The following is an 11,656-nucleotide window of genomic DNA, read 5'->3' as shown; positions in this document are numbered from 1 at the left end:
ATAAGACAGGCCTTTCAAATCAATTGCTTATCTCCAACCGCCTCCTAAACTCTGATACATAGTTGTTATTGCATTTAGCTGTTTCTTTTTCGTTTCGATCAATTCTAACTTTGAAGATAACGCATCCCGTTGTGTCATCAGCACTTCAAGATAATCGGCTCTTGAGGACCTAAAGAGATCGTTTGAGATATCTATGGATTTGGTTAACGCGTCCACTTCCTGCGACTTCAAAGCATACCTTTTTTGCAGATTGTCGATGTTTGACAGTTGTGTAGAAACTTCCAGATAAGCATTTAAAATTATGCGCTGGTAATTGTACATAGACTGCAATTGACGAAGATTGGCGTTGTAAAATTCTGCTTTAATTCCTTTTCTGTTTACCAATGGTCCCGCTAAATCTCCAGCCAGGGAGTATAGCATAGATTCTGGTAGCTTAACTAAATAGGCAGGTTTGAAAGCCTGAAAGCCTAACGCTGCGGAAATACCAAATGAGGGATAGAATTCAGCCCTTGCGACTTTGACATCCAACTTAGCAGCAGCCAATTTCAATTCTGCTTGCATGATGTCAGGCCTGTTGGCCAACAGTTGTGATGGAATGCCTGCGCTAACAGTTGACGGGATTATTGCGATGAAATCATTTCTATCCCGTATTATTTCCTGCGGATACCTACCGAGTAGCAAATTAAGTTTGTTTTCAGTTTCCTTGGTCTGCTGTAGAATCTCGAACTCCAGACTCTTAGAGTTTAAAACCTCTGCTCTAAATTTCTGAACAGCAAGTTCCGTAACACGGGCTGCTTCCTTTTGCACTTTAATGATTTCCAGCGCGTTCTCTTGCAATTTAATGTTCTGTTTCACAATGGCAAGCTGATTATCGAGAGCCAGTAGTTCGTAATATGAATTTGCAACCTCCGCAATCAGATTGGTCAGAACAAAGTTTTTACCTTCAACGGAAGCCAAGTATCTTGTGACTGCCGCCTTTTTAGCGTTATGTAGTTTGTTCCAGATGTCGACCTCCCAGTTGGCATACAGAGATGCCCCATAGTTTGGCAACGGATCAGGAAACTCTCTGCCTGGCGCAACTTCGGTAGTAGCATCACCTGCGCCCTGACTCGTGTACCTGCCAACTTTTTCAATTCCAGCTCCAACTCTTACGCCAACCGTTGGCGATAGGTCACGAGTTCTGAAAGCAATCTCATTCTTCGCAATTTGGATTTCTTGTAATGTGGACGCGAGTTCCTGATTGTTTTTTAATGCAGTATCAATCAGAGTTACCAGGTTCTTGTCTGTAAAGAAGTTTCTCCAACCCATATTCGCAATACTGGAAGTGTCTTTACTGTTGTTAAAGGATTCTGGCATAGGTCTGCTATCTGCTTGTTGCGTAATTGCTGGAATCTTACAGCCTGCTACTACCAGGCAAATGCCTAGTAGCGCAGCGTATTTATTTATTTTAAGCTTATACATTGTGATCAATTTCTTCTGTTAGTGGATTCTCTTCTTCATTTTTCACTAGGTTGAACCGCTCGGAGATGCTGCCGAAAATGAAGTAGAGTCCCGGTATGATGATTACTCCGAATACGGTTCCGAATATCATTCCACCAGCTGCGGCGGAGCCAATTGTTCGGTTACCAATTGCACCAGGACCAGAAGCGAAAACTAGTGGTATTAATCCTGCGATAAATGCAAAAGAGGTCATTAGAATTGGCCTAAACCTAACTGCAGATCCCTCGATCGCGGCCTGAAGTACCGTACTTCCAGCTTTATGTTTCTGAATTGCGAATTCGATGATTAGTACAGCATTTTTACCCAAGAGACCAATGAGCATCACCATAGCAACCTGCGCATAAATGTTGTTTTCCAGTCCGAATAATTTCAACAGTAAAAAGGCGCCAAAAATCCCTGCTGGTAAGGAAAGAATTACCGGGAAGGGTAGTATGAAGCTCTCATACTGAGCCGCCAAAAGCATGTAGATAAACACCAAACAAATCAGGAAGATGTAAATAGCCTGATTACCTCGAGCTACTTCATCTTTAGAAATACCTGCCCAGTCGATGCCAAATCCTCTCGGTAAGCTTTTTTCTGCTACCTCATTCACGGCAGAAATTGCTGATCCACTACTATATCCTGGAGCAGAGGTTCCACTTATTTCTGATGAATTGTACATATTGTGTCTCGTGATCTCAGAAAGTCCATATACCTTTTCAATCTTCATGAATGCAGAGAATGGAACCATTTCATCTCTGCTGTTCTTGACGTACAATTTTAAGATGTCTTCCGGCAAAGCCCGGTATTGCGGCAGTGCCTGCACCATGACTTTGTATTGTCTGTCATATTTAATAAAGCTGGTTTCGTAATTACTACCTACTAATGTCGAAAGTGTGTTCATCGCATTCTCAATCGTTACCCCTTTCTGCTGAGCGATGGCGTTGTCAATCTTCAACATATATTGAGGGAAACTGGCACTATAAAATGTAAAAACAGAGGATAGTTCAGGTCGTTTGTTGAGTTCTTTAACAAACTCCCTACTTACCGTTTCCATTTTTTTATAATCACCTGAGCCGCCCTTATCTAGCAAACGCAACTCAAAACCACCAGCTGCTCCATACCCAGGCACAGCGGGTGGTTGAAAGAATTCAATGGTCGCACCCGTTACATCTTTAGACTTTTCTTTCAACTCATTAATTACCTCCTGAACAGAATGCTTGCGTTCATCCCAACTTTTTAAGTTAATAAGGCAAGTTCCTGCGTTTGCTCCCGTACCTTCTGTAAGAATTTCATATCCTGCCAATGAAGAAACAGATTGTACATCTTTCATATCCTCTGCAATCTTTTGTAGCTTCTGTGCCACTTGATTGGTTCGTTCTAAAGATGAGCCGGGAGGTGTTTGAATTACCGCATAAAACATTCCCTGATCTTCATTTGGAATAAATCCTGAAGGAAGATTGTTATTCAGTAATAAAGTCCCTGCGCAGAAGGCGAACAGCATGATATAGGTGATCGATCTTCTATTAACAATAGCTCCCAATAGCTTTTGATATCTTCCGGCAACCTTGTTGAACCAGTTGTTGAAACCATCTAAAACTTGGGTAACCCATGTTTTTCTTTTCGCCTTTCCATGATTATTTTTAAGCATCATAGCACACAGAGCTGGGGTGAGGGTAAGTGCAACCAGGCCCGACAGGATGATAGAAGTTGCCATAGTTATTGAGAACTGTCTGTAAAATATACCCACAGGTCCAGACATAAACGCAACGGGCACAAACACGGCCGCCATCACAAGGGTGATTGCAATAATTGCCCCGCTGATTTCATGCATTGCTTCTTCTGTAGCCTTTATAGGTGAAAGATTCTTCTCTTCCATCTTCGCATGGACGGCTTCAATCACCACGATGGCGTTATCGACGACAATACCGATAGACAATACCAATGCAAAGAGGGTAATCAAGTTGAGTGTAATCCCGAAATACTGCATGAATAGAAAAGTTCCGATTAGTGATACTGGGACTGCGATAGCAGGTATCAATGTAGAACGCCAGTCTCCAAGGAATAGGAACACCACTAAGCCTACCAAAATGAAGGCCTCAACAAGGGTGTGAATCACTTTCTCAATAGAGGCATCCAGGAATTTTGATACGTCGTAACTGATCTCGTAATCTACTCCTTTAGGGAAGGAAGTAGATTTGATCTCTTTCAGCTTGTCTTTTATGTCTTTGATTACCTGACTTGCATTACTTCCATAGGATTGTTTAACCACTATAGCGGCTGATTCCTTTCCATTCAAGCTAGAATAAATGTCGTAAAATGAACTTCCAATCTCTATTTCGGCAACGTCTTTTAGGTGAACGGTTTCGCCGTCAGCGCTGGATTTAAGGATGATATTTTCATATCCCTCTTTGGTGCTGTATCTACCCGGATACTTTAATACGTATTCAAATGACTGCGATCTCTTACCAGAGCTTTCTCCTGTTTTACCCGGTGAGGCTTCTAAACTTTGTTCGTCCAGGGCTTTTAGCACTTCATCAGCAGAGATTTTATAGGCGAGCATGCGGTCAGGCTTTAGCCAGATCCTCATGGCATATTCCCTGTTTCCAAGGATATCCGCGAAACCTACACCGTCTATTCGTTTGAGTTCAGAAAGCAGATTGATATCTGCGAAGTTGAAGAGAAACTTTTGATCCATTTTTGGATCCTTGCTGTACAAATTGATGTACATCAGCATATTCGACTCCTCTCTCGTAATTTTTACCCCCTCCCGGACTACCAGTGGAGGTAGTTTATTGATGACTGAAGCTACCCGGTTTTGAATATTTATTGATGCCTGATTGGGGTCAGTACCCAGGTTAAAGATTGCTTGAATGGTAGCTTCACCATCGTTACCGGCATCAGATGTCATGTATTTCATCCCCGGAACACCGTTAATGGCCCGTTCTAAAGGAATAATTACCGACTTTATCATTAATTCTCCGTTAGCACCAGGGTATTCTGCTGTGATGTTTACTTTAGGTGGTGAAATCGATGGGAATTGCGTTACAGGAAGTTGGGTAATTGCGAGCGCACCCAGAAAAGTGATAATAAGAGATATCACTATAGACAGGACGGGCCTGTGTATGAACTTATTAAACATAATTACTTTTTTAGAATGAAACTATTCGGCTTTCAGTTGAAGGCGGGAAATGACAGCCCTCGGTGCAATAAATTCGGATTTGATCTTGTCGTCGTCTTTGACTTTTTGCACCCCGTCAAGCAAGATCTTTTCATCTGCTGTAAGTCCGCTATCAACAACATAAAGATCTGGCATTTGACTACTTATTGTTATGTTTCTAGATCTAACAGTGCCCTTTTTATCGACTACAAAAACATAGATTTTGTCCTGAATTTCGTAAGTAGCTTTTTGTGGGATTATTAAAGCATTTTTTAACGGCATGGTCATCTGGACTTTCCCTGTCTCTCCGTTTTTCAATAGTTTATCCGGGTTTGGAAACCTTGCTCTAAAAGCTATATTTCCAGTTTCACTGTCAAACTCACTTTCAATGGTTTCCACATTACCCTCATACTTCAGAAGTTCATTGTTCGCGAGTAACAGGCTTACTTTTTTATTGCCCCGATTTTTAAGATCCGTTTGATAATTTAGATACTCAGGTTCCGATACGTTGAAATACGCAAACATCTGGCTATTGTCGGACAGGCTTGTTAGCAGTTCCCCTTCATCAACAAGGCTACCAAGTTTCAACGGAATACGGTCAATAGTGCCATCAAATGGTGCCCTGATTTCTGTAGCGGAAAGGTGAAATTTGGCCATTGTGATTTCAGCTTTAGCCTGATCAAGTTTAGCTTTAGCCATGGCATATTCGTTTTTGGACACTACATTTTTATCAGACAAAAGCTTTGTGTTTTGCAGTTCGATTTCAGCAGATTTGGATTCAGCCAGAGCTTTGTCAAGTTCAGCTTCGTACATTTTGGGCATAATCTTAAACAGCAATTGGCCCGCTTTTACAGATTGGCCCTCATCGACGTAAATGGTTTGTAGAAAACCTTTTTCTAGTGCTCTGATTTCAATATTACGCACAGATTTTATTTGGGAAACATATTCCTTAGTGAAAGAAGTATCTATTTTTAGTGCGCTTGTAACAGTGTACTTGCTTTCTTCCTCTGTTTTTACTTCTTTGGTGGTACAGCCTATATGGCATAAGATTGCACACAAGCCTGTGAGCATAAAGATTCTCTTCATTGTTATTATAAATATTAAGTGAATTGATAGCCCAGGTGATTGATACCCGGATGGATAGATTGGTTTTTTAGCATGTTATTGCCTATACGAACCAATAAATATTTATCAAATTCTTAATACCCTTTGAAGAATGTATTTATAAGAAGACTTGTAAGATAAATGCTTGCAGAATGGCAAGCAGTTTTTGAGGTAGTTATAGAAATGAACTAAAATAGAGGCATATGCCAGTGTCACGAAGTAGTTTATCAGTTCAATATGCTTCCGGGCAATTACAAACTCTTCATCATCATCCTCTATGTTGATGAAGTCTTCCTTTATTTCGGTAAGTGTTTTATTTTTATGCAGAAAGAAAGCCGGCGCTACAGTCTTTGATGAGGAATGTGTTATAATGATTTTTTCATCCGGCTTATGGGTATCCTGAGCATTCGTATGGGAATAGCTATACTGGGATCCGGTAAGCAGGAAAAAACACAGAGACAGGAATAACAGAAAAGTGGCTCTCATAATTTGCCTCAAAAATAATATTTGGTATGTTAGTTAGTGCTTTTCAAACAGTCAGAGTTTTGTCAACTATTTCTAAATGATAAAATTAGCCTTTGTTCAATCTATACTTGAGGTTATTGACCAAAAAGAGAGCACTTATAGGACTACTCTAGGACTAAGAGAGGTCTAAGAGCATATTACTTGGGAAAAGAGGTGCTTTATGGCTAGGAGTATGCACTGAGTCCCCTTGTTGCTACCTAGTAGTTGCGAAGACAACCCAAATTTAGAACCTCAATACAGATTTCACAATAGCACAATAAAACGAAGGTTTATTGTGCTTGTTCCTTTATCTTAAGAGCAAATAGCCGTCTTCGGCGCGTTGCTGTGCACGGTTTACATAGAATTGTCTGTCTTGAGGAGACCCTGTTGCTAAGCCATCAACATACCTGTTAAACATACAAAAAGCAGCAGAAATTAAAACGGTGTCGTGAATTTCTTTATCACTTGCACCTATTGTTTTTGCCTGTTCAATCTGCCCGGCCGTCACGTTCTTACCTCCTTTTTGTACACTTGCAGCGATAGAAAGCAAAGCTTTCATTTTTGCGGATAGATCTGTCGTATTGAAGTTAGCTTTAATAGCGTCAATCTGGTCAATGTCGCATTGGAGATAATGGCCTGCCAGCGCCCCATGAACGTTCTGGCAAAAGAAGCAATCGTTAAGGTAAGACACGTAGGTGCCGATGAGTTCTCGTTCTCCTCTGGAAAGAGAATTGTCATCACTGCGAAGCAATATTTCTGCCAGTCCATTTAAAGGAGCCGCAGTTTCTGGCCGATATTCCATTAGTCCTCTAATGCCTGGCAAGTCATTTTTAAGGTCGATATGTGCCACTTTAGCTAGTTTGTTTAGGTGGTAAATTGTACCCTTTGACCATATGTTTGCCCATTTCTTTATAGACCTCAGGATCTGTAGGTGTGAAACTGGCGAGGCCGTCTACATATCTGTTGAACATACAGAAAGCTGCGGCAATAAGCACCGTATCGTGAAGCTCTTTGTCTGTAGCGCCCTCTTGTTTAGCAAGGTCAATATCTTCTTTTGTTACCTCTTTGCCAAGAATCTGTACTTTCCCGGCAATGTTGAGCAACGCTTTCATTTTATCGCTGATTGCAGCTGAAGACATGTCTTTCAGTACTTCGTCTACGATTGCTTCGTCAGATTGGTAGAGGCACCTTGCTGCGGCTGCGTGACTACTCATGCAGAAAAGGCAATCGTTTCTTTTGGATACGTATGCGGCGATTAATTCCCTTTCTGCTTGAGACAAAGGTGATTCACCACGCAATAATTCTTGTGCAAGTTCATAAAGATATTTTCCGGTTTCTGGTCTAAACATTACCAGTGATCGTATGCCCGGTACGCCTTCCGGAACGTTAATATGTGCCATAGAAATTATATTTAGGTAGTAATTTTAGCTTTATCTTTTACAAACAGAACAACAAAGAAACCGATAATGAAGACAGTTGAAAAGATGAAAATTGCATTGCCGTAACCTCCCAGTTTGATTACCAGAACACCAATAAATAACACGGCTGTCCCAGTAAATAATCTTCCGATATTGAAGCAAAACCCGGTGGCCGTAGCCCGTATTCCCGTATGAAACAGCTGCGGAATGTATGCGGAAAGTACGCCTTGGCTCGCGCCAAAGAAAAGTGCAAGAACAGCAATTTCCGCAAAAATTAAGGGAGAGAAACTGGTATTGGTTTTGAATAATACAAACGACATAATTGTGCATACTGCAAAACATAGCAACATGGATTTCTTTAGGCCCATAAAATTAACCAGCCAACCAGAAAAGAAGCCTCCGGCTAAGCCGCCCATTCCCATGCACATCATGCTCAATCCCCGTTCTTTGGGAGCATCAGTAGCAATTAAGCTTTGTACCCAAGTTGGTAGCCAGGAAAAAATCGCCCATAGGCCGATAAGCATTGTGCCGAACATCAGCGAGCCCACTAACAGCTCTCTTCTGTTGTTTGCAGAATACCATAAAGATGTGGTTTTACTGAGGGCCTTCTCTGCCCGGTGAGCTAACCAAACCTCTGACTCTTTTAGCATCCAGAAGCCAAGTATGGCAAGTGCAATAGGTAAAAATCCTACAAAGAATCCTTCTCGCCAGGAGCTCACAACAAAGTTTATCAGACCAGCTGAAAAAATACCTACTGGGAATGCTATGGAAATAATGCCGGTGACAACAGCTTTACTTTTCGAAGGCCATACTTCACTCAATAAGGTAAAGGAGACTACAAGAACACCACCTACACCAAAGCCACTTAAAAAGCGACAGATTAGTATGCCTGTCCACTGCGGCATTAATCCGGTTAGCACCGTGAATACGCCATAGCAGGCAATTGCGTAAAGTAAAGCACTTTTTCTGCCTATTCTATCACTGATCAATCCCCAGGTGAATCCTCCAAATGCCCATCCGAAAATAAAGAGTGCATTAATAAGGCCACTTACATTATTCAGTTCATCAGCACTGAGATCACCCTGAAGGTCTTTTACAACTACAGGTAGGTATACAGACATTAATGTTGAAACAGTACCCCCAAGGGCACTGCTTATAAAACATAGTATAAAAAGTAGCGTAAGATAGCTGCGGTTATGTTTAATATTTTCCATAACAGCTATTTCAAAGGATTGTCAAACACTAATGCTACATAGTAGATCGCACCTACAGCAGGGGATCCGTATGCTTGCGAGATTCGCTTATTTAAGACATTGCTTCCACCTAATTTGATGGTGGTATTTGCTTTTGCCAGCTTTTTATTTAGCTGTATATCAACCATAGAATAGGCTGGTATTCTACCTGGCCTAACTCCGTTAAAAGTGCCATACCAATCAAATGCACTTTGCCAATGCCAGGCGACATTAAAACCAAAATCTTTGTAAGCATTGGCGTTCCCAAAAGTTACGTTTGTGCTGTATTTCGGGGTATTAAATTGAGCAATGTTATTGATATTAGCAGAGCCGAGGTTGAAAGACGAAAGCGTAGCATTTCCCCCAGCTATAAAACCGCCATTTAGCAGGTACGTAATCCCCGCGCTTACACCCTGAGCGGATACCTTATCGGTTGCATTAGTGTACAGTTGGAAAGCACTAACCGTTCTGTTTGCAACTTCAGCAGCAGCAGCTGGATTTATCTTTCCATCTGTACCTAAAACGTTTGCTGTAGGCCTTAGCACTACAGTATTTAGTAAAAAGTCTGTATAAGTGCTGTAGTAATAGTTCAGGTCGAACAGCATTTTTTCATTAATTAAGCCTTTGTAGCCAATCTCAAACGCTTTTTGTTGTTCAGGTTTTATATAAGCAACGTTGGATTTCACCAAAAGGTCTTTGTTTTGGTTGATAGCTGTGGGCGGAGGTGTTCCTCCTCCAATTGCCGCCCCAACGGCTGGTCCAAATACATTAGCGGATGCTGCTGTAAATGAGTTTTCATATACATTTAGTCCGGCACTATTACTTGGTGCACCGCCAAGGATTGTGATGGGGCCAACATTCAGGTGGATGAACTGATCAACCGGAGTTGGGTTTCTAAATCCGGTCTGGTAGGAGGCCCTAAAGTTGTGAACTTTATTCAACGTGTATACTGCTGATAAACGAGGAGTGAAGTTGCCTTTAAAGTTCTCGTTTTTATCATAACGAATGGAGGCAGTTAATTTAAGCTTATCATCCAGCAATTTTTTGCCTGCCTGAAGGAAAGCGCCATATTCTTTGATGCCTATTTTATTTTCTTTATCGTCGAAAAGGCTTCCGTTGGTGAACATCTTGTAATTACGGAAACTGCCGCCCGCAAGAAGCTCAACAACTTTTACTGCACTTGAAAAGTCATATTGACCATCCGTATGATAAAACCTACTGTTACTGAATACGCCAGCACCACTCAATCCATACTTATGGATTGAAACATCTTTTGATTGATCAAAGTCAGCGGTTCCTGGAATAAACCTTCCCTGATCTGCAAATGCTCTCGCTGCAGGGTGGTTGGCTGCGGTAACGCCGCTTGCCGTTCCGTTGAAGGCTGCTGCATATCTGGTAAACCAGGTATTATCTGCAACAGCTGGGGCAACTGTATTTCCAGCAAGATCTTTCACCCAATCGCGGTTGATAAACTGGGCGAGTGAACGTGTGTTGTAGGAGTCATGAGAATTCTCAGAGACCACGTAACTGCGAACGAAAAATTTGCTGCCTCTCAGTTCTGCCCTGTGGGTTTGAAGCACAAAATTGTTGAGGTCGAATCGACTGCTCCCTGTGTAACTGGCTGTACCCTTGCCAAAGTTATATTGGTAGATTGCCTCTATATCATCAGATATGCGATAATGTAGTGCGCCGTTCAATTTAAGACTGTAGACGTTATAATTCATTAAATCTTTTTCTTCATAACCTGTACGGGAAACTACTCCTATGCCTGTTAGACTTCTTGATACTTCGTCACCATAGATGTTTAAACCATCCCGGCCCGGGTTATTTGGACCACGCAAATTTGCCGCAGTTGAAGTGCTTACATCTGTATAGTTGTTCGCATACCAGTCAACGCCGGTTAAATAAGAGGCGTTGATTTTAAAAGCAAATCTGTCATTGAAAGCCTTTGCATATCTTAGTGCGAAGTCGTAGAGCCCTTTTGGATCAGCGAAGCTTTCGCCTACATGATTAATACCTGTTTTCACTTGTAGCGATAGTCCCTGATAGGTGAAGGGGTCTTTTGACTTCAAGCTCAGCAAGCCATTGAAGGCAACAGGACCGTAAAGTGCTGAGGCGGCTCCTGGGATAACTTCTGCAGACTCAATATCGATGTCTGATGCGCCGAAAAGGTTTCCGATAGCAAAGTTTAGACCTGGGGTTTGATTGTCTACCCCGTCAATAAGTTGTAGGAATCTGGAGTTACCAGTGGTGTTGAATCCCCTGGTATTTACCTGCTTGTAAGTGATGCTGCTGGTAACAGCTTCCATGCCTTTAAGACTTTGTAAGCCATCATAAAATGTAAAAGATGGGTTTTCTTTAATCGTCTTTAATGACATTTTTTCAATGCTCACTGGCGATTGTAATATGTTTTGACTAACCCGCGCTGCGGACGATACGACCTCGTTGAGCATGACTGTTTGCGGGTTAAGCGTAACGGCTAAATCTTGATTGGCTGAAGTGATTACGACTTCTTTAGTTTTGAAACCTACCGCTGTGATGACAACAGTTATGGGTAGTTTGCCATTGTAGTTTAAACTAAATGTGCCATTCGAATTGGAAATTGTACCGGATACCTTTTCTTTTACTTTGATGCTGACGCTGTTCAGCGGTGTTGAATTGTCTGCAGAGGTAATTTTTCCTGTAATTTTAGTAACCTGGGCGATTGAATTAAAAGAGTAGAATAGTAGTAAAAAGGGCAAGAGTCTTTTCATATTTTT

8 protein-coding genes are annotated in these 11,656 nt (G+C 41.6%); all 8 read right to left on the bottom strand.

What is annotated here, in order from left to right; translation table 11 throughout:
* Nucleotides 1-27: 27 nt before the first annotated feature.
* Nucleotides 28-1,461, bottom strand: a complete 1,434-nt coding sequence (locus tag ACHFIZ_RS01555) for a TolC family protein (RefSeq protein WP_410882163.1) — start codon at nucleotides 1,459-1,461, stop codon at nucleotides 28-30.
* The gene (locus ACHFIZ_RS01550; protein WP_410882161.1) at nucleotides 1,454-4,621 is read right to left on the bottom strand and encodes an efflux RND transporter permease subunit; all 3,168 of its coding nucleotides are present in this window, start codon (nucleotides 4,619-4,621) and stop codon (nucleotides 1,454-1,456) included. The genes ACHFIZ_RS01555 and ACHFIZ_RS01550 overlap by 8 nt, the downstream gene beginning before the upstream one ends.
* A 21-nt stretch (nucleotides 4,622-4,642) precedes the next feature.
* Entirely contained in the window at nucleotides 4,643-5,725 is a 1,083-nt protein-coding gene (locus ACHFIZ_RS01545) for an efflux RND transporter periplasmic adaptor subunit (protein WP_410882159.1), read from the bottom strand.
* Between the two features lie 105 nt (nucleotides 5,726-5,830).
* Nucleotides 5,831-6,229, bottom strand: coding sequence for a hypothetical protein (locus ACHFIZ_RS01540; RefSeq protein ID WP_410882158.1), 399 nt, complete (start codon nucleotides 6,227-6,229; stop codon nucleotides 5,831-5,833).
* 325 nt (nucleotides 6,230-6,554) lie between these two features.
* Nucleotides 6,555-7,097, bottom strand: coding sequence for a carboxymuconolactone decarboxylase family protein (locus ACHFIZ_RS01535; protein ID WP_410882156.1), 543 nt, complete (start codon nucleotides 7,095-7,097; stop codon nucleotides 6,555-6,557).
* Nucleotide 7,098: 1 nt separating this feature from the next.
* Nucleotides 7,099-7,647 (bottom strand): carboxymuconolactone decarboxylase family protein, encoded by a 549-nt coding sequence (locus tag ACHFIZ_RS01530; protein WP_410882154.1) that lies wholly within the window; start codon nucleotides 7,645-7,647, stop codon nucleotides 7,099-7,101.
* An 11-nt stretch (nucleotides 7,648-7,658) separates the two neighbouring features.
* Complete coding sequence (locus tag ACHFIZ_RS01525; protein WP_410882152.1) at nucleotides 7,659-8,879, bottom strand: MFS transporter; 1,221 nt, start codon at nucleotides 8,877-8,879, stop codon at nucleotides 7,659-7,661.
* A gap of 5 nt (nucleotides 8,880-8,884) precedes the next feature.
* Entirely contained in the window at nucleotides 8,885-11,650 is a 2,766-nt protein-coding gene (locus ACHFIZ_RS01520) for a TonB-dependent receptor (RefSeq protein WP_410882150.1), read from the bottom strand.
* Between the last annotated feature and the right edge of the window lie 6 nt (nucleotides 11,651-11,656).

The sequence above is a fragment of the Pedobacter sp. JCM 36344 genome, from assembly GCF_046546555.1.
In the GTDB taxonomy this organism is placed as follows: Bacteria; Bacteroidota; Bacteroidia; order Sphingobacteriales; family Sphingobacteriaceae; genus Pedobacter.
Note: the sequence above shows the minus strand (reverse complement) of the source record. Positions and strands in the feature narration are given on the sequence as shown.